The organism is Streptomyces sp. PA03-6a (assembly GCF_033792765.1).
GTDB lineage: Bacteria > Actinomycetota > Actinomycetes > Streptomycetales > Streptomycetaceae > Actinacidiphila.
In genome coordinates, this window is the sequence record NZ_JARAVK010000182.1 from 1 (window position 1) to 18,791 (window position 18,791).

The 18,791-nt window shown below is 71.6% G+C and carries 16 protein-coding genes and 1 tRNA gene; 11 read left to right on the top strand and 6 right to left on the bottom strand.

Annotation, left to right across the window (positions count from 1 at the left end):
• Window positions 1-58 precede the first annotated feature (58 nt).
• From PV350_RS32945 to PV350_RS32960, 4 genes are all read right to left on the bottom strand, one after another.
• Window positions 59-1,072 carry a zinc-dependent alcohol dehydrogenase family protein gene (locus PV350_RS32945; protein WP_500337353.1) on the bottom strand — a complete coding sequence of 338 codons (1,014 nt, stop codon included), beginning with the start codon at window positions 1,070-1,072 and terminating at the stop codon, window positions 59-61.
• A 121-nt stretch (window positions 1,073-1,193) separates the two neighbouring features.
• Window positions 1,194-1,511 (bottom strand): FmdB family zinc ribbon protein, encoded by a 318-nt coding sequence (locus PV350_RS32950; RefSeq protein ID WP_499512333.1) that lies wholly within the window; start codon window positions 1,509-1,511, stop codon window positions 1,194-1,196.
• 66 nt (window positions 1,512-1,577) lie between these two features.
• A complete protein-coding gene (locus PV350_RS32955; RefSeq protein WP_500337354.1) occupies window positions 1,578-2,765 on the bottom strand; it encodes an MFS transporter in 1,188 nt (395 codons plus the stop codon).
• Window positions 2,766-3,142: 377 nt separating this feature from the next.
• On the bottom strand, window positions 3,143-4,642 hold the full coding sequence (locus PV350_RS32960; protein ID WP_499516862.1) for a potassium/proton antiporter: 1,500 nt from the start codon (window positions 4,640-4,642) through the stop codon (window positions 3,143-3,145).
• 166 nt (window positions 4,643-4,808) lie between these two features.
• Between PV350_RS32960 and PV350_RS32965 the strand changes: the two genes are divergently transcribed.
• Window positions 4,809-7,643, top strand: coding sequence for a penicillin acylase family protein (locus tag PV350_RS32965; RefSeq protein ID WP_500337355.1), 2,835 nt, complete (start codon window positions 4,809-4,811; stop codon window positions 7,641-7,643).
• Between the two features lie 64 nt (window positions 7,644-7,707).
• On the opposite strand, the gene PV350_RS32970 is transcribed toward PV350_RS32965, so the two are convergent.
• Entirely contained in the window at window positions 7,708-8,304 is a 597-nt protein-coding gene (locus tag PV350_RS32970) for a 5-formyltetrahydrofolate cyclo-ligase (RefSeq protein WP_499512330.1), read from the bottom strand.
• A gap of 80 nt (window positions 8,305-8,384) precedes the next feature.
• Here PV350_RS32970 and PV350_RS32975 point away from each other — a divergent pair, with 80 nt between their 5' ends.
• The 9 genes from PV350_RS32975 (at window position 8,385) to PV350_RS33015 (ending at window position 17,474) form a co-directional block, all read left to right on the top strand.
• Window positions 8,385-9,293 carry a UTP--glucose-1-phosphate uridylyltransferase gene (locus PV350_RS32975; RefSeq protein ID WP_499512329.1) on the top strand — a complete coding sequence of 303 codons (909 nt, stop codon included), beginning with the start codon at window positions 8,385-8,387 and terminating at the stop codon, window positions 9,291-9,293.
• Window positions 9,290-10,633, top strand: a complete 1,344-nt coding sequence (locus PV350_RS32980; RefSeq protein ID WP_500337356.1) for a molybdopterin molybdotransferase MoeA — start codon at window positions 9,290-9,292, stop codon at window positions 10,631-10,633. The genes PV350_RS32975 and PV350_RS32980 overlap by 4 nt, the downstream gene beginning before the upstream one ends.
• Before the next feature lie 56 nt (window positions 10,634-10,689).
• Window positions 10,690-11,172 (top strand): cyclic pyranopterin monophosphate synthase MoaC, encoded by a 483-nt coding sequence (gene moaC / locus PV350_RS32985; RefSeq protein ID WP_500328923.1) that lies wholly within the window; start codon window positions 10,690-10,692, stop codon window positions 11,170-11,172.
• The gene (locus PV350_RS32990) at window positions 11,169-11,657 is read left to right on the top strand and encodes a MogA/MoaB family molybdenum cofactor biosynthesis protein (RefSeq protein WP_499512326.1); all 489 of its coding nucleotides are present in this window, start codon (window positions 11,169-11,171) and stop codon (window positions 11,655-11,657) included. Before moaC ends, PV350_RS32990 begins: the two co-directional genes overlap by 4 nt.
• Entirely contained in the window at window positions 11,654-12,274 is a 621-nt protein-coding gene (locus PV350_RS32995; protein WP_499516861.1) for a GNAT family N-acetyltransferase, read from the top strand. Before PV350_RS32990 ends, PV350_RS32995 begins: the two co-directional genes overlap by 4 nt.
• A 140-nt stretch (window positions 12,275-12,414) precedes the next feature.
• Complete coding sequence (gene sepX / locus PV350_RS33000; RefSeq protein ID WP_500337357.1) at window positions 12,415-13,296, top strand: divisome protein SepX/GlpR; 882 nt, start codon at window positions 12,415-12,417, stop codon at window positions 13,294-13,296.
• A gap of 61 nt (window positions 13,297-13,357) precedes the next feature.
• Window positions 13,358-13,431: transfer RNA gene (locus PV350_RS33005), tRNA-Ala, on the top strand.
• 213 nt (window positions 13,432-13,644) lie between these two features.
• Complete coding sequence (locus tag PV350_RS33010; RefSeq protein WP_499516860.1) at window positions 13,645-13,977, top strand: nuclear transport factor 2 family protein; 333 nt, start codon at window positions 13,645-13,647, stop codon at window positions 13,975-13,977.
• A 443-nt stretch (window positions 13,978-14,420) separates the two neighbouring features.
• A complete protein-coding gene (locus PV350_RS33015) occupies window positions 14,421-17,474 on the top strand; it encodes an FG-GAP-like repeat-containing protein (protein WP_500337358.1) in 3,054 nt (1,017 codons plus the stop codon).
• Between the two features lie 156 nt (window positions 17,475-17,630).
• On the opposite strand, the gene PV350_RS33020 is transcribed toward PV350_RS33015, so the two are convergent.
• Window positions 17,631-17,834: a cold-shock protein gene (locus PV350_RS33020; RefSeq protein WP_499512323.1), complete on the bottom strand. Its 204-nt coding sequence runs from the start codon at window positions 17,832-17,834 to the stop codon at window positions 17,631-17,633.
• Between the two features lie 236 nt (window positions 17,835-18,070).
• Here PV350_RS33020 and PV350_RS33025 point away from each other — a divergent pair, with 236 nt between their 5' ends.
• Complete coding sequence (locus tag PV350_RS33025; protein ID WP_499512322.1) at window positions 18,071-18,697, top strand: PadR family transcriptional regulator; 627 nt, start codon at window positions 18,071-18,073, stop codon at window positions 18,695-18,697.
• The last annotated feature ends 94 nt before the right edge of the window (window positions 18,698-18,791 follow it).

Consider the following 18,791-nt stretch of genomic DNA (forward strand, 5'->3'; position numbering starts at 1 on the left):
CCCCCCACCCGTCCCGTTCGGCACCACCCACGGCACCACCCACGGCCCCGTCCACCTCTCAGCCCGGCACCAGGACCGCCGCACCGCTGATGCGGTCGGCGGCCAGGTCGGACAGCGCCCGGTCCGCGTGGTCCAGGGGATAGGGGGTGGCGGTTACCCGGATCCCGATCCTGGCGGCCAGGGCCAGGAACTCCTGTCCGTCCTGTCGTGTGTTGGAGGTGACGCTGCGCAGACTGCGTTCCTGGAACAGATGGCGCTGGTAGTTCAGTGCCGGGATGTCGCTGAGGTGGATGCCCGCGATCGCCAGCGTGCCGCCCCGGTCCAGGGCCTCCAGGGCGGGCTGCACCAGGTCGCCGACCGGGGCGAAGAGGATGGCCGCGTCCAACGGCTCCGGTGGCCGGTCCGCCGCCGCGCCCGCGGAGGCGGCACCGAGCTCCAGCGCGAGCTCCCGCGCCGGCTCCGACCGGGTCAGCACGTGCACGGTCGCCCCCTCGGCCAGCGCGACCTGGGCGGCGATGTGCGCGGACGCGCCGAAGCCGTAGATGCCCAGCCGCCCGCCGGCCGGCAGGTCGCTGCGGCGCAGGGCGCGGTAGCCGATGATGCCCGCGCACAGCAGGGGCGCCAGGTGCACGGCGTCGCGGCCGTCGGCGTCCTCGGGCAGTGCGTAGGCGTAGTCCTCGGGCACGGTGGTGAAGTCGGCGAAGCCGCCGTCGGCGTCCCAGCCGGTGTAGAGCGAGTACGGGCACAGGTTCTCGCGGCCGGTCAGGCAGTAGGCGCAGTTCCCGCACGTGCCGCGGAGCCAGGCGACGCCCACCCGGTCGCCCTCGGCGAAGCGGCAGGCCTGCTCGCCGGTGCCGATGACCCGCCCCACCACCTCGTGTCCGGGGACGGTCTCCCGGCGGTGCGGCGGCAGGTCCCCCTCCGCCAGGTGCAGGTCGGTGCGGCACACGCCGCACGCCTCCACGCGCAGCAGCAGTTCACGCGGTCCGGGCACCGGCTTGGGGCGTCCGACGCGCACCAGTGGCTCCGTGACCATGGGTCCGGGCCGGTCGACGACCCAACCACTCAGCATGTCTCCAGTCTGCGACCGGAGGCCTCGGCGCTGCAGCACGAAACCGGTCGTGTGGGCACGCCGAAGGCCCCCGTCGCCCGCGACGGGGGCCTTCACCAGGCGAGGGTGCCGTGGACTCCGCTCAGGCGGCCGAGGTGCTCGCCGAGCTGGAGGAGCCGCTGGAGGAGCCGGTTGAGCCGGCCGAGCCGCTGCTCTTGGAGTCCGAAGAGGACTTCGACTCCGAGCCGCTGCTCTTGGCGGCCGGCGTGCTGCTGGACGACGAGCCGCGACTGTCGGTCCGGTAGAAGCCGGATCCCTTGAAGACGACGCCGACCGCGGAGAAGACCTTGCGCAGCCGGCCGTTGCAAGCCGGGCACTCGGTCAGCGGGTCGTCGGTGAACTTCTGCACCGCCTCGAGGCCCTCGCCGCAGGCGGTGCACTGGTACTGGTACGTCGGCACTTGCTCCTCCTGGCACTCTGACTCATTGAGTGCTAACGACGGTCAATAGTGCAGCATTCCGAGGCCTCAGTCCACCGTGACCGGCTCTCGGTGACCGATGCCACTGCCGTGGCCGGTTCCGGCGCCGCGCGCCGCGACCACTTCGGGCTGCCTCGGCGCGAGCCGATCACGCAGCACGAGCAGCGTGACGAGTGCCAGGCCGGTGCCCACCAGCGGCACGGTGAACCCGGCGCTCGCCCCGAGCCCGTCGGCCAGCCGCCCGGCGGCGGTGGCGGCCGCCGCCTGGCCCAGCGCCACCGCGCCGGTCAGCCAGGTGAAGGCCTCGGTACGGATCCCCGCCGGCACGAGTGCGTCGACCAGGGTGTAGCCGGTGATCAGGGCCGGGGCGATGGTGAGTCCGACCAGCAGCCCGAGCCCGCCCAGCAGCGGCACGGCGTGCGCCGCCCACAGCATCGAGGTGGCCAGGGTCAGCGCCGTGTAGCCGACCACCATGCGCCGCTTGGGTCCGGACTTCCAGGCGACGGCGCCGCACGCGATGCCAGCGAGCATGTTGCCGGCCGCGAACGTCCCGTAGAGCAGGCCGTTGATGCCGGGCCGCCCGATCTCCTGCGTGAAGGCCGTCATGGAGACCTGCATGCCGCCGAAGACGGCGCCGATCCCGAGGAAGGCCACGGCCAGCACCCGCACACCGGGCACGGTCAGTGCCGAGGCCTCCCGCTTCCGGGCCCCGGGGACGGACCGGGACGGTGCGGGCGCGGTCCGCCGCTGCGCGGCGAAGAGCAGTCCGCCGGCCAGCGTCAGCACGGCCTCGGACAGCAGCCCGGCCGCCGGGTGCACCCCGGTGGCCAGCGCCGTGGCCAGCACCGGCCCGATGACGAAGGTGAACTCGTCCGTGACCGACTCGAAGGCCGCCGCCGTCTGCAGCAGAGGCGACCCGGCCGGCAGCGTGGCCGCCCAGCGGGCCCGCACCATGGGCCCGACCTGCGGCACCGAGGCGCCGGTGGGCACCGCCACCGCCAGCAGCGCCCACAGCGGCGCGTGCGCCAGCGCCAGCACGGCGAGCAGCGTCCCGGACGCCGCGTGGACGAGCACCCCGGGCAGCAGCACGGCGCCCTGGCCGAAGCGGTCGGAGAACTTGCCGCTCAGCGGGGCGAACAGTGCCATGGCGACGCCGGTGACGGCCGAGACGGCACCGGCGGTGCCGTAGGAGCCGGTGGTGTGCTGCACCAGCAGCACGATGCCGATGGTGAGCATCGCGAAGGGCTGGCGCGCGGCGAACCCGGGCAGCAGGAAGGCCCACGCACCCGGCGTGCGCAGCAGCTGCCCGTATCCCGGGCGCGCCGCGGTACGGGAAGGACGGGGGGAACCCGACGGATGGGAGGAACCCGAAGGACGGGAGGAACCCGAAGGACGGGAGGATCGGGACGAACGGGACGTACGCGTGACCGTGGATGCCACGGCCGGGCCTTTCCGCCGCCTGGTAGCGCACCCTGGACGCCTTGGTCGCGTTCCTGTGCGCCGAGAGCTGTCCTCTCGCGCATGACCGAGGTAGATACCGGGTCTCTCCGGCCGCCGGGCGGTCGCGCCAGCTCTGCGTCAGGCAGAGTTGGTGGTGACTGTCGTCAGCCATGTTAACGGCCGGCCCCACCGCCCGATTCCAGCCATCCGGCCAGCTTGCCGCCGCGTCCCACCGCCCGCAGCCGGGCTTCCGCCTTGTCCCGCACCGGGTCGGTAGCGACGACGAGAAGTTCGTCACCGTGCCGCAGCACCGTCGTCGGCAGCGGGACGAAGCTCCTGTCCTCGCGGACGACCAGGGTGACCGCCGCGCCCGGGGGCAGGCGCAGTTCGCCGACCTCCACGCCGTGCATGCGCGAGTGCTCCGGGATCCGTACCGACAGCAGGTGTCCGCGCAGCCGCTCCAGGGGCGCCGACTCGATCCCCAGGTCCTCCGCGGCCCCCGGGTCCCCGAGCCGGAGCCGGCGGGCGACCCACGGCAGGGTCGGACCCTGCACGAGGGTGTAGACGATCACCAGGACGAAGACGATGTTGAAGATGCGCTCGCTCTGCCGGACGCCCGCCACCATCGGGATCGTCGCCAGGACGATGGGCACCGCCCCGCGCAGCCCGGCCCAGGACAGCAGCACCTGGTCGCGGAAGGGCGTGCGGAACGGCAGCAGGCTTGCCGTCACCGACACCGGCCGCGCCACCACCGTCAGGACCAGGCCGACCACCAGCGCCGGCACGATGTCGTCGCCGAGTTCGTGCGGGGTCACCAGCAGGCCCAGCAGCACGAACAGGCCGATCTGCGCCAGCCAGGCCAGCCCCTCCGCGAAGCCCCGGGTGGCCGGGCGGTGCGGGAGCTTGGCGTTGCCCAGCACGACGGAGGCGACGTACACGGCGAGGAAGCCCGAGCCGTGCGCGAGCGCCCCGCCCGCGTAGGCGAGGACGGCGATCGCCAGGACTGCGATCGGGTAGAGGCCGGAGGCGGGCAGCGCGACGTGGCGCATCGCGAACGCGCCGAGCATGCCGACGGCCAGGCCGACCGCGGCGCCGATCGCCAGTTCCAGGGCGATCTCGCCCAGCAGCAGCCCCCAGTTGTGCACCGGCCAGTGCTCGGAGAAGGCGACCACCAAGATGACCACCGGGGCGTCGTTGAAGCCGGACTCCGCCTCGAGCACACCGGTCACCCGGCTCGGCAGCGGCACCCTGCGCAGCACCGAGAAGACGGCCGCCGCGTCGGTGGACGAGACGACCGCGCCGATCAGGAGCGCATGCCGCCAGTCCAATCCGACGAGGTAGTGCCCCGCCGAGGCCGTGATGCCGACGCTGACCGCGATGCCGAAGGTCGCCAGGACCGCCGCCGCCGGGACCGCCGGTTTGATCTCCCGCCACTGGGTGCCGAGGCCACCCTCGGCCAGAATCACCACAAGTGCGGCATATCCCAACACTTGTGTCAATTCGGCGTTGTCGAAGGCGACTCCCAGTCCGTCCTGTCCTATTGCGACCCCAATGCCCAGATAGAGGAGCAGGCTGGGCAGGCCGCTGCGCGAGGAGAGGCGCACGGCAACCACCGCTATGAGCAGCACGAGGGCGCACACCAGCAGGAGTTCATTGAGGCGGTCGACAGTCAGGAGCCGGTCCTTCCAACGAAGTTCATTGCCTTACCTAATATTTTACCTGTGCTTGGCGTTGTGGCGATCTCCGTCCACAGGTAAGGACACCGCCTGGGGACCTACGGGCCGGTACGCCTAAGGTGGCCCCTAGCAATCGGTCCACCCTGCCGTTCGAAGGACATCGATGCCCGCCAAGAAGAAGTCCCGCCGCACGCGCCTCATCGTGATCGGGGTCGTGCTCGTGCTCGTGGCGGGCATCGTCTACGGGTCGTACTGGAGTGTCGCGACCGTCCGCGCCTCCCTCCCGCAGACCACCGGAACCCTGCAGCTCAAGGGCCTGACCGGCGCCGTCCAAGTGAAGCGGGACGGCAACGGCATCCCGCAGATCTACGCCGACACCGCCGAGGACCTGTTCCGCGCCCAGGGCTACGTCCAGGCCCAGGACCGCTTCTACGAGATGGACGTGCGCCGGCACCTGACCGCCGGCCGGCTGTCGGAGATGTTCGGCAGCGGCCAGGTCGAGACCGACGCCTTCCTGCGCACGCTCGGCTGGCGCCGGGTCGCGCAGCGGGAGTACGACAAGAAGCTGTCGGCCACCACGAAGACATACCTCCAGGCCTACTCCGACGGGGTCAACGCCTACTTGGACGGCCACTCCGGCGCCGACCTGTCGGTCGAGTACGCGGCGCTGAAGTTCAGCAACGACTACGTGCCGCAGAAGTGGACCCCGGTCGACTCGGTCGCCTGGCTCAAGGCGATGGCCTGGGACCTGCGCGGCAACATGCAGGACGAGATCGACCGCTCGCTGCTGTCGAGCCGGCTGAGCCGCAAGCAGATCGAACAGCTCTACCCCGACTACCCGTACGACCGGAACCACCCGATCGTCGAGGGCGGGAAGGTCAACGACCTCACGGACGAGTACGAACCGCCGGGAACCACCTCGGAATCGGGCACGAACTCGGGAACCGGTACGGAAACCGGCACGGGCACGGGTTCCGGCGACGGCACGGGCGATGGCACGGGGACCGGTACCGGTACCGGCACCGACGCCGCCTCCACCTCCGACGCGACGCAGAACGTCCAGTCCCAGCTGGCCTCGCTCTCCGACACCCTCGACCAGATCCCCGCGCTGCTGGGCCCCAACGGCAACGGCATCGGCTCCAACTCCTGGGTGGTCTCCGGCGAGCACACCACCACCGGCAAACCGCTGCTGGCCAACGATCCGCACCTGGCCCCGCAGATGCCCTCGCTCTGGTACCAGATGGGCCTGCACTGCAACACCGTCGGCGAGGCCTGCCCCTTCGACGTGGCCGGCTACACGTTCTCCGGCATGCCCGGTGTGATCATCGGCCACAACCAGTCGATCGCCTGGGGCATGACCAACCTCGGTGCCGACGTGACCGACCTCTACCTGGAGAAGGTCACCGCCGACACGTACCTCTACGACGGCAAGCAGCAGTCCTTCAAGACCCGCAAGGAGACCATCAAGGTCGCCGGCGGTGACGACCGCACGATCACGGTGCGCAGCACCAGGAACGGTCCGGTGATCTCCGACCGCAGCGCCGAGCTGCGCACCGTCGGCAACCGCGCCCCGGTGCCGAATTCCGCGCCCGACCGCGGCGAGGGCTACGCGGTCTCCCTGCGCTGGACGGCGCTGGACCCGTCCAACACCATGGACGCGGTCTTCAAGCTCGACACGGCGACCGACTGGGAACAGTTCCGGGCCGCCGCCCGCGACTTCGCCGTCCCGTCCCAGAACCTGATCTACGCGGACAACGAGGGCGCCAAGGGCCACATCGGCTACCAGGCCCCCGGCCGGATCCCGGTCCGCGCCAGCGGCTACGACGGCACCTACCCGGCCCCCGGCTGGGACCCGCGGTACCAGTGGAAGAAGTGGATCCCCTTCTCCGCGATGCCGTACGAGCACGACCCAAAGCGCGGCTACATCGTCACCGCCAACCAGGCCGTGGTCGACCAGGACGAGTACCCCTACCTGCTCACCAAGGACTGGGGCTACGGCACCCGCAGCCAGCGGATCAACGACCTGGTCCAGTCCAAGATCAAGGACGGCGGCCTGGTCTCCATGGACGACATGCAGGAGATGCAGGGCGACAACAGCAGCGAGATCGCCAAGCTCCTGGTGCCGTACCTGCTGAAGATCGACATCAAGGACGACAAGGACGACTACGTCCGCAACGCCCAGAAGCTGCTGGAGGGCTGGGACTACAACCAGGACTCCGACTCCGCCCCCGCGGCCTACTTCAACGCCGTCTGGCGCAACGTCCTCAAGCTGGCCTTCGGCAACAAGCTGCCCAAGGAGCTGCGCCCCGAGGGCCAGTGCCTGACCGTCCCGGCCGCCGACCGGTCCGGCCCGGTCGACGACCTCGACGGCGCGTCCAAGCTGGTGCGCGAGTGCGGCCGGCGCGCCGCGGACCAGGCGCAGCCGGACGGCGGCGACCGCTGGTTCGAGGTCGTGCGCTCGATCCTGGACGACGAGGACAACCCGTGGTGGACGACCTCCCCCACGGCCTTCTACGACAAGGACAGCGGCCGGACCCGCACCACCCGCGACGAGCTGCTCGCCCAGGCCATGAAGGACGCCCGCTACGAGCTGACCGCGAAGCTCGGCAAGAACATCGACACCTGGAGCTGGGGCCGCCTCCACACGCTGGACCTGCGCAACCAGACCCTGGGCACCGGCGGCCCCGCGGTCGTCCGGTGGCTGCTCAACCGCGGCCCGTGGCAGCTCGGCGGCGGTGAGGCCGCGGTCAACGCGACCGGCTGGAACGCGGCCGGCGGCTACGAGGTCGTCTGGGTGCCGTCGATGCGGATGGTGGTCTCGCTCGACGACTTCGACAAGTCCCGGTGGATCAACCTGACCGGAGCCTCGGGCCACGCCTACAGCTCGCACTACACCGACCAGACCACCAAGTGGGCCAAGGGCGAGCTGCTGCCGTGGGTCTTCACCAAGCAGCCGGTCGACGGGGCCACGGAGGACACGCTGACGCTGAACCCGTAGCCCGCACGGGCGGCGTGCGACGACAAGCACGGGAGGGGGGCGGGCCGTCTCGGGCCCGCCCCCCTCAGCCGTTCCCGAAGCGCCGTACGCCCTCCGGGGTGACCACCGCGTCGACCGGCCGGTCGTGCGGCTCGTCGGGCACCCGGTCCAGCACCTCGTGCGCGTACAGCAGCACCACCAGGGCGGGCGTCACCCCCGCCGCGTCCAGCCGGGCGAGGACCCGGTCGTACGAGCCCCCGCCGCGGCCCAGCCGCAGCCCCCGGCCGTCGACGGCCAGTCCCGGGAGCAGGACCGCGTCCGCCCCGGTCACCGCGGCCGGGCCGAGCCGGGGGCCGGTGGGCTCGTACAGTCCGCGGGCGGTCCGCACCAGGCCGCCGGAGCCCTCGTACGGGGCCCAGTCCAGGTCGTTGTCCGGCAGCAGGACCGGCAGCAGCACCCGCTCCCCGCGCTCGCGCAGCACGTCGAGCAGTGTGCGGGTGCCGGGCTCGCCGCCCATCGACACATAGGCCGCCACCGTCCGGACGCCGGACAATTCCGGCAGATCCAGGGCGTGTTGCGCGATCGACCGCTCGGCCACCGTGCGGTCATGAGCCGTCAACCCGCGCCTCACCTGGAGGAGGTGCTCCCGCAACTCCCTCTTGTTAACGTTTTTGTCACTCATTTGACGCGCAACCGCCGCCTATCCCCATCAAGCAACCGCAACTTCATCTTCACCTCATATACAGCGGTTATCGTTGTCCCATGACGCACGCACGTACCCGGATCAGCAAGGCTGTGATCCCTGCCGCCGGCCTCGGCACCCGGTTCCTGCCCGCCACGAAGGCGACTCCCAAGGAAATGCTGCCGGTGGTCGACAAGCCCGCCATCCAGTACGTCGTGGAGGAGGCCGTCGCCGCGAACCTCTCCGACGTCCTCATGATCACAGGCCGGAACAAGCGTCCGCTCGAGGACCACTTCGACCGCAACTACGAGCTCGAGTCGGCGCTGACCGCCAAGGGCGACGAGGCCCGCCTGGCGAGGGTCCAGGAGTCCAGCGACCTCGCCACCATGCACTACGTCCGCCAGGGCGACCCGCGCGGCCTCGGCCACGCCGTGCTCTGCGCCGAGCCGCACGTCGGCGACCAGCCCTTCGCGGTGCTGCTCGGCGACGACCTGATCGACCCCCGGGACCCGCTGCTCGGCCGCATGATCGAGGTGCAGGAGCAGTACGGCGGCAGCGTCGTCGCGCTGATGGAGGTCGACCCGAGCCAGATCCACCTCTACGGCTCCGCCGCCGTGGTCCCCACCGCCGCCGACGACGTGGTCCGCGTGACCGACCTTGTCGAGAAGCCCGCGGCGGGCGAGGCCCCCTCCGCCTACGCCGTCATCGGGCGCTACGTGCTGGACCCGGCGGTCTTCGCGGTGCTCGGCAAGACCCAGCCGGGCCGCGGCGGTGAGATCCAGCTGACCGACGCGCTGCGCGAACTGGCCCAGCAGGACGGCCCGGACGGCCCCGTGCACGGTGTCATCTTCACCGGCCGGCGCTACGACACCGGAGACCGTGGCGACTACCTGCGTGCGATTGTCCGACTGGCATGCGAACGTGATGACCTGGGCCCGGACTTCCGGTCCTGGCTGCGCACGTATGTCAGCGAGGAGATGCAAGCTTGAGCAGTGGCACGGCCGACCGCGTCTGGTCCGTCTCGGAGCACCTCGACAACATCCTGCGGCAGCTGAAGCCGCTGGAACCCATCGAGCTGCAACTCCTCGACGCGCAGGGGTGCGTCCTCGTCGAGGACGTGATGGTGCCGGTCGCGTTGCCGCCCTTCGCGAACAGCTCGATGGACGGCTACGCGGTCCGCACCACCGACACCCAGGGCGCCGACGCATCACATCCGGCCGTGCTCACCGTCATCGGTGACGTGGCGGCCGGCAGCGGCGAACTGCCCACCGTGGGGCCCGGGCAGACCGCCCGGATCATGACCGGCGCCCCGCTGCCCCCCGGTGCCGAGGCCGTCGTCCCCGTCGAGTGGACCGACGGCGGCACCGGCGGTGCTCCGGTACTCGGCATGCCGGCCGCGAGCCGGAGCCCCGACGCCGTGGGCGGCGAGGTCAGGGTCTACCGGCCCGTGGGGCCGGGCGACCACGTCCGCGCCCGGGGCAGCGACGTCGCCGCGGGTGAGCTGGCGCTCAGCGCCGGCACGGTGCTGGGCCCGCCGCAGATCGCCCTGCTCGCCGCCGTCGGGCGGGCCGCCGTACGGGTGCGGCCCCGGCCGCGGGTGGTCGTGGTCTCCACCGGCAGCGAGCTGGTCCCGCCGGGCGAGGAGCTGGGCCCGGGCCGTATCCACGACTCCAACAGCTACATGCTCACGGCCGCCGCCCGCGAGGCCGGCGCCCAGTCCTACCGGGTGGGCGCGGTCGCGGACGACGCCGAGACCTTCCGGGCCACCGTCGAGGACCAGCTGATCCGGGCGGACCTCGTGGTCACCAGCGGAGGCGTCAGCGTCGGCGCGTACGACGTGGTGAAGGAGGCCCTCGGCGAGGAGATCGAGTTCCGCAAGCTGGCGATGCAGCCCGGCAAGCCGCAGGGCTTCGGCTTCATCGACGTCGGCGCGCGCAGCGAGGCGGAGGGCGGTGGTGAGGACGTGGACGCCGCGCCGCCGGAGCCCGAGCGCACCCCGCTGCTCGCCCTGCCCGGCAACCCGGTCAGCGCCTACGTCTCCTTCGAGCTGTTCGTCCGGCCCGCGATCCGCACCCTCATGGGCGTGGAGCCGGTCTTCCGGACGACCGTGCAGGCCGTCTGCGAGGGCGGACTGACCTCCTCGCCCAAGGGCAGGCGGCAGTTCCTGCGCGGCCGCTACCACCCCTCCACCGGCCGAGTCACCCCCGTGGGCGGCGCCGGATCGCACCTGGTCAAGGCGCTCGCCCACGCGAATGCGCTGATCGTGGTGCCCGAGGACACGACGGAGGTCGCGGCGGGCTCGGAGGTCGAGGTCGTGCTGCTCGACTGAGCGGGTACCGTTACTGCCCACGCGAGCACGCGGCGAGCAGTGGGAGTGCCGTACCGATGACAGAACAGCAGCATCTGACGCACATCGACGAGGCGGGGGCGGCCCGCATGGTCGACGTCTCGGAGAAGGACGTCACCGCCCGTACCGCCCGCGCCACCGGCCGGGTCCTGGTGTCGCCCCGCGTCATCGAGCTGCTGCGCGGCGAGGGTGTGCCCAAGGGCGACGCCCTCGCCACCGCGCGCATCGCCGGGATCATGGGCGCCAAGCGCACCCCCGACCTCATCCCGCTCTGCCACCCGCTGGCGGTCTCCGGGGTGAAGGTCGACCTGGTCGTGGGCGACTCCTCCGTGGACATCACGGCCACCGTGCGGACGACCGACCGCACCGGCGTCGAGATGGAGGCCCTCACGGCGGTGAGCGTCGCCGCGCTCACGGTCGTCGACATGGTCAAGGCCGTCGACAAGGCCGCGGTCATCACGGACGTACGGGTCGAGGAGAAGACCGGCGGCAAGTCCGGGGACTGGAGCCGCAGCCGATGAGGGCGCTCGCGATCACCGCGTCCAACCGCGCGGCCGCCGGGGTCTACGAGGACCGGGGCGGCCCGCTGATCGTCGCCGGGCTGCGGGACATGGGCTTCACGGTCGACGGCCCGCGCGTCGTCCCGGACGGCGAGCCGGTCGGCAGCGCGCTGCGGGAAGCCGTGGCCGGGGGGTACGACGTCGTCGTCACCACCGGCGGCACCGGCATCTCGCCCACCGACCGCACCCCGGAGGTCACCCGCGCGGTCCTGGACTACGAGGTCCCCGGCGTCGCCGAGGCCATCCGGGCCGCGGGCCGCGAGAAGGTGCCCACCGCCGCCCTGTCCCGTGGCGTCTGCGGTGTCGCCGGGCGCACCCTGGTGGTGAACCTCCCCGGGTCGACCGGCGGCGTCAAGGACGGCCTGGCTGTGCTGGCCCCGATCCTCGTCCATGCCGTCGAGCAGATCCACGGCGGCGACCACCCTACGTCTGGGAGACCGAGCTGAACGGGTCCTGGCCGGCCGAGCTGGCGGACGGGGACGTCCTCCTCCGCCCGATAAGGATGCGCGACCAGCGGGCCTGGCGCGAGGTGAACCGGCGCAACCGCGAATGGCTGCGCCCATGGGAGGCCACCGTGCCCCCGGCGCCCCCCGGCCACCTCACCCAGCGGCCCACCTACCGGCAGATGGTCCGCCATCTGCGCCACGAGGCCGCCGCGGGCCGCATGATGCCGTTTGTCATCGAGTACCAGGGCCGGCTCGCCGGACAGCTCACCGTCGCCGGCATCACCTGGGGCTCCATGTGCAGCGCCCACGTCGGCTACTGGGTCGACGAGGCCGTGGCCGGCCGCGGGGTCATGCCCACCGCGGTCGCGCTCGCCGTCGACCACTGCTTCCGCGCGGTGGGACTGCACCGCATCGAGGTCTGCATCCGGCCGGAGAACATGCCGAGCCGGCGGGTGGTGGAGAAACTCGGCTTCCGCGAGGAAGGGCTGCGCCCCCGCTATCTCCATATCGACGGAGCCTGGCGTGACCATCTGGTCTTCGCGTTGACGGCGGAGGAGGTGCCGGAGGGAATGCTCCACCGCTGGCACCAGGCCCGACCTGGCACGGCTCACAAATAAAATATCTGTTCGAAAATAGCCGCGGATCCGACTCCGACTTGAACGCAATCAGAAAAAAATTTCGGAGTATCAGCCAGATCGTGCGACACACCGCGCCAAATTGCGTATGCCCTGTCGCGAACCCCCCTACCGTGTGATGCGTGAGCAGCAGCGGCCTCATCTACGCAGTCATCGTCGGGGCCTGGGCTGCCTACTTGGTGCCGATGTGGCTCCGTAGGCAGGACGAGCTCAACGAAGCGCGCCCGACGGAACGCTTCAGCACCGCCATCCGGCTGTTGTCCGGACGTGCGGCACTGGAGCGCAGGTACGCCAAGACGGAGGACCCGGAGTCGGAGGCCGAGGCGGAGCCCGCGGTCGACGTCCGGGCCCTTGCCGTGCCCGCGACGGAAGTGAAGCCGAAGTCCCGGCAGGGCGGTCAGGCGGGCGCGTCGGGGAAGCAGGCGAAGCAGGCGAAGCAGGGCGGCCAGGCGAAGCCCGGGAAGTCGAAGAAGCCCAATCCGCGGGCCAAGGTGCTCGCCGCCCGCCGCCGCACCATCACGCTGCTCTTCCTGGGCTTCACCGCGGGCATGATCGTCGCCGCCGTCGGCGGCGTCTCCTTCCTCTGGGCCCCGGCCGCGCCCGCCGTGCTCCTCACGTTCTACATCGCCTACCTGCGCGCCCAGGAACGCCGCCGCTTCGTGGTCAAGCTCGACCAGCGCCGCGCCGCCGACGCCGCCAAACGGCTGCGTGAGGCCCGTACGACCCGCGAGCCCGCCCCCCTCGAAGCGCACGACGTGGTCGAGCCCGCACCGCCCGTAGAGGAGCCCGCGACGGCCGACCGGCGCGCCCTCGTGGAGCAGACCGACCACGCCGAGTGGGTCGACCAGCAGCGCGTCCCCACCGAGGACACCTGGGAAGTCCCGGCCCCGCGGCCGAGCTTCTCCACCGCCCCGGTCACCCCGCGCCGCTCCCGCGACCGCTCCCGCACCCCCCTGTTCGACCAGCACGCCGACCGCGACCGCCCCCGCGCCGCCAACGAATGACCTCCCGGCGCCGGGGGCGCGGAGCACCCCCGCCGGGATGCTAGAGTTTTCCTCGTTGCAAGGGCCTGTGGCGCAGTCCGGTAGCGCACCTCGTTCGCATCGAGGGGGTCAGGGGTTCGAATCCCCTCAGGTCCACAGCAGCTCGAGGCCCCTGTCGGAGAGATCCGGCAGGGGCTTTGTCATGCCGTACAGCAGCGAAGTGCAGCAGCCACCGTCGCCTCGACCACGCTCAGTCGGCACACCAGTTGCGCGGCACTTGCCTACCTGAGCAAAGATGCGCGCGTGAGCCATGAACCGGACGAGGTGAACGAGGCGATAAACGAGGCGATAGCGGGCGAGCTGCGTCTCATGGATCCAGGCGTGCGGGCGTCACGGTCCCTGACCGGGCAACTGCTCGACCCTGAGTTCGTCGAGGTCGGCTCCTCGGGCCGGCGATGGACTTATGCGCACATGCTGGCCGAGCTGTCGGACATGGAAGGCAGCTCCGAAGACGGTCCCCGTTACGAGCCCACGGACGTCACGGGAGTCGTCCTGGCTCCCGGACTGGTGCACCTCACGTACGAGACGACGATCAACGGCCGGCGGGCGCGTCGCAGCTCACTCTGGCGTCAGCGGAGCAGCGGAGCGGAGTGGCGGATGTACTACCACCAGGCCACTCCTGTGCCGCCGGAAGTCGAATAGCGGGGATTCCGCATCGAGCGGGTCACCAGCGCGGAGGCCGTGCCACTCTTGCGCCGGAACGGGCGGGGAGTCAGGGGGAATCCCGGTGCGCAGAGAGAATCCCCCCAGGTCCACAACACATGAGATCCCGGTCCGGCGGTCACCGTCGGGTCGGGGATCTCGGCGTTCGGGCCTCGGGTCGTGGGGTTCCCGCCCGGCGAGCCGTGCCGGGGGCGGAAGGGCTGACGCCGATGGAACGGAAAGAGCCCGGTGGGTGAACATCATCCGCCGGGCCCGTTCGGGTGCTGCCGCCGCTTCCGGGGCCGCTGGGGCGGCTGTTACGGTCCTCGACAATTGCGTGGGGGGTACAAGCCGGGGGGCTTGGGGAATCGCGCGGCGCGGGAGCGCCGCGCACGGCTGCCGCTGTGCCGCTCCGCTTTCTTCGTGACTTCCAGGAGGAACGGGTGGCCAGATGTGCCCTCGTCCGTATCGCCGCCGTGACCGCCGCCCTGGCGTGCGCGGTTGCCGTGGGCTACGGTCCGCCGCCGACGCCGGCCCGGGCCGCGACGTCGCAGGAGACGGTCATCCCGGCCGAGCCCCGTTCGACGCCGCAGCGGGCCTCGCTGCAGAGCGCAGGTGTCTCCGGGTTCCTCGAGTACCGCTCCGTCTCGGCGCGCGGAGCCCTGTGGTGGACCCGCAACGACGGTACCCGGGTGCAGATGGACGACCCGGGACGACACGGCCCGGCCTCGTTCGGCACCTCCGGCACCTCGGACGTCGTCGCCCTGGAGTACCAGCACCACGTCGTCCTGCGGGACATGACGGACGGCACCGTGGACACCGTCACCGTGCCCGGCGAGCAGTACTACATGCAGACGTACGGACGGACCGTGATCAGCGGCCAGAACACCAACGGGGAGCACACCGGACTGCACCTCCTGCACGACGACCACGGCACCACGGTGGACGTCCCGGTCACCGGGCTTCCGGAAGGCGCGGTCTTCCCTCACTTCCCGCACGGGTCCAGCGACGGATTCCTGCTGTTCGTCTCCCTCCCCGGCACCTCCACCGGCTCCTACGCCTGGGTCGACGTGGCCACAGGCAAGGCCGTCCTCCTTCCCGCAGGCGTCGCCGACTCGGCCTCGGTGGTCGATTCGCGGTACGTCCTGAGCCGGGCGCCGGGCACGGTGGCGGCCTACGCGCGCGGCAGTTGGGACGCTCCCGCGCACACCGTCGCGCTGTCCGACGACGCCAAGGTCCTGGGCGCGGTGGGGGACGCCCTCGTCGTGGCGCGCCATGTGCCGGAGTACGGCGTGGCGGACTCGAACACGGCCGTGTGGCGGTTGTCCGCCGTGCCCTTCGACGGCTCTGCGGAGCGCACGCTGGTCACCCGTGCGTCCGCGACGGCGGTCCCGGCCCCGGACGGGAGCCTGGTCTTCGCGGGAGGCGAGTCGGCCACCGACTACGGGATCGGGAGGATCACCGCCGACGCCGACGGGCGTCCGAAGGCCACGCGCATCACCGACCTGCCTCCCGTGCCCATGGCCGTCGAGCAGGTGGCGGTGTCCAACGGACGGCTCGTCACGCTGGAGAACGGCAACGGCCTGACGGCCTTCTACGGCCGTGACCTCGGCGGCACCGCCCAGGTGACGTACGGCGAGCGGCGGCAGGTGGCCCCCGTCGCGCGCCGGCACAGCAACTGCACCACCGGGTGCCCGCTGATCAAGGCCACCGGCGACGGGCGCGTCGTCTACACCGGCTTCGCGAACGTCGGCGAGGCCGACGAGCAGAGCCTCTACGCCACGGGCGACGGCCCGGCGAGCGCGGTGACCGAGCGCGACACCGGCTTCTCCGGCCCCGAGGACGTCGCACTCAGTGCCGCTTCCGGCCGGACGGCGGTCGTCTGGTACCGGCACGGCAAGGACAACTACAACTTCACCGACCTGGACACCGGCAGCGTGCTGCGCAAGCTCCCGGAGGGGTCGCGCTGGGCCCTGTGGGGGCGCACCCTGTGGACGCCGACGGGGACGACGGGTGTGGCCGCCCAGGACCTCCGTACCGGCGCACGGATCACCAGCTTCCCGCTGACGGGATGCTCCGACACCGCGGCCCTGGCGGCGGTGGGCCGCTGGGTGCGCTGGGCGTGCCGGAGCGGGGACACGGTCAAGGGCGGCGTCTACAACACGGTGACCAAGAAGCAGGTCGCGCTGCCCTCCACGGGCGTCCAACGACTCGGCGACGGCTTCGTCGTCTCGCGTGAGAGCGACGGTGTCCTGACCCTGTACGACGTCCACAGCGGCACCGTGGTGAAGCGGATGCTCGCGGGCAACTCCGTCTCCTGGTCGGTGGACCCGTACACCGGCTACGTCGCCTACACCGACACCGCCCAGAACGTCCACGTGCTCGACGTCGCCGTACCCGCGTCCGCGTTGAGCGTGCCGGACGCGCAGGTCGGCACGACCGTCGACACCGACTCCACCCCCGTGGGCTGGCGCGGGAAGTGGTGGCTGTCCAAGCCCGCCGCGTCGTGGCAGCTGGTGCTCAAGCGCAAGGCGACCGGTGCGGTCGTGCGGACGGTGAGCGGGGGCGCGGCCCGAGCCACGATCAGTGCCGTCTGGGACGGCCGGGACGCCAAGGGTGCCCTGCTGCCCAACGGCGCCTACACCTGGACGCTCAGTGCCGTCCCCGCCGACGGCGCCGGCGCGGCACTGACGACCTCCGGAAGCGTGAAGCTGAGCGGTGGAGCGGCCGTACGACGGGACTTCGCGGGCGGTGACGGCTTCGGCGAGCTGCTGACGCTCACCTCCTCCGGCACCCTCGCCTTCCAGAAGGGCAACGGCACCGGGAAGTTCTCGGGCACGCTCTCGGGCGCCGGGTGGCCCGCCACCATCACCGCGGTCCCCTACGGCGACGTGAACGGTGACCGGTGCAACGACGTGATCGTGCGCTTCGGCAGCGGCACCCTGCGGGCGTACAAGCCGGGCTGCGGCAAGGCGGTCACGACGTCGACGCCGTACACCTCCCTGGGCACAGGCTTCCAGCAGTACAACGTGCTGACCTCGCCGGGGGACGTGACGGGCGACGGCCGTGCCGATCTGATCGCGCGCAAGTCCTCCAACGGCGACATCTACCTGTTCGCCGCGACGAGCGGTGGGAAACTGGCGGCGGGCAAGCGGATCCGGGCGTCGTGGGACGAGTACAAGAGGCTCATCGGCGCGGGCGATCTGAACGGGGACGGGTTCGGCGATCTGCTGGCCCAGGACAAGTCCAACGAGCTGTGGCGCTACGAGGGCGACGGCAAGGGCGCGTTCAAGGCCCGGGTCCTGGTCGCGAAGGACTGGGGCACCACGTACAACGCGGTCGTCGGCGTCGGTGACATCACGGGCGACGGCAAGGCCGACCTGGTGGCCCGGGACACCGATGGCGTCCTCTACCGGCAGACCGGTTACGGCAAGGGCACCTTCGCCGCCCGTGTGAAGATCGCGACGGGCTGGAAGGCCTACAAGAGCGTGTCCTGAGTCGTTCCCGGCCGGCGGACACGCCCGGCTGACATGCCCGGCGGACACGGTCCGGCGGACACGGCCCGGCAGACCGAGTTCCGGTCGGCCGGGCCGTCGCGCCTGACGTCAGCACCACCGCAGGCGGGGTGACTCAGTGCGCGGGGCAGGTGCCCGTCAGCCGCGGACGATGTTCTCCGCCTGCGGGCCCTTCTGTCCCTGCGTCACGTCGAAGGTGACGTGCTCACCCTCGGTGAGCTCGCGGTAGCCGTTGCCGGCGATGTTCGAGTAGTGGGCGAACACGTCCGGCCCTCCCCCGTCCTGCTCGATGAAGCCGAAGCCCTTCTCCGCGTTGAACCACTTCACGACGCCAGATGCCACGGTGTTCGTCCTTCGCATGCTGCTGCTGCGGCGCACCCAGGGCGCGCCGGCGGACCCTCGATTCCGGGTCGCCGCTCCTTGCTTACCCGATGATGCGCTGCCTTCGCCAGCGAATACGCCTGCGTCGACGCAGGTGTCTTCGCGCGCCCTGTGTTTCGCGGAGGCGGACACCCTCGCAGGGCACGCCCTCGTGACGGACGTTGGCGGGGTCGACATACTTGGTATATATACTCGGTATGTCGATCCGTCACGGGCTGCTCGCCCTGCTGGAGCACGGGCCTCGCTACGGGGCCCGGCTGCGCGCCGAGTTCGAGAGCCGCACCGGTGCGACCTGGTCCCTCAACGTCGGCCAGGTCTACACGACCTTGAACCGGCTGGAGCGCGACGGGCTGGTCGCGCAGGACGGTGAGGACGGCTCGGGCCACGCGCTCTACCGCATCACCGAGGCGGGTCACGCGGAGCTCGGCTCCTGGTACCGCAGCCCCGTCGACCGCAGCAACCCGCCCCGCGACGAACTCGCGATCAAGCTCGCCATGGCGGTGAGCGCGCCGGGGGTCGACGTCCGGGACGTCATCCAGCTGCAGCGGCGCCACACCCTGCGGGCGATGCAGGACTACACCCGGCTCAAGGCCCGGACCCCGGAGCCGCCGTCGGACCGGCCGGAGGAAGTGGCCTGGGCGCTCGTCCTGGAGCAGCTCATCTTCCAGACCGAGGCCGAGGCGCGCTGGCTCGACCACTGCGAGGCGCGGCTGGTCAGGGTGGCGGCGGCCGCCCGGGCCCGGCAGGCGGATGCGGATCCCGGGCGGGAGGCCGCGGACGGGGGCGCCCCCCGGGGCGGCCGCCGTCGCGCATCGCGCCCCTAGGCCGTGTCGTCAAAGTCCCGCCTGCCCAGCGGCGCCTGGCACGGCACCTCGCTGCGTTGTCGAATCGTCCGAGTAGCCCACTACGAGGACGACT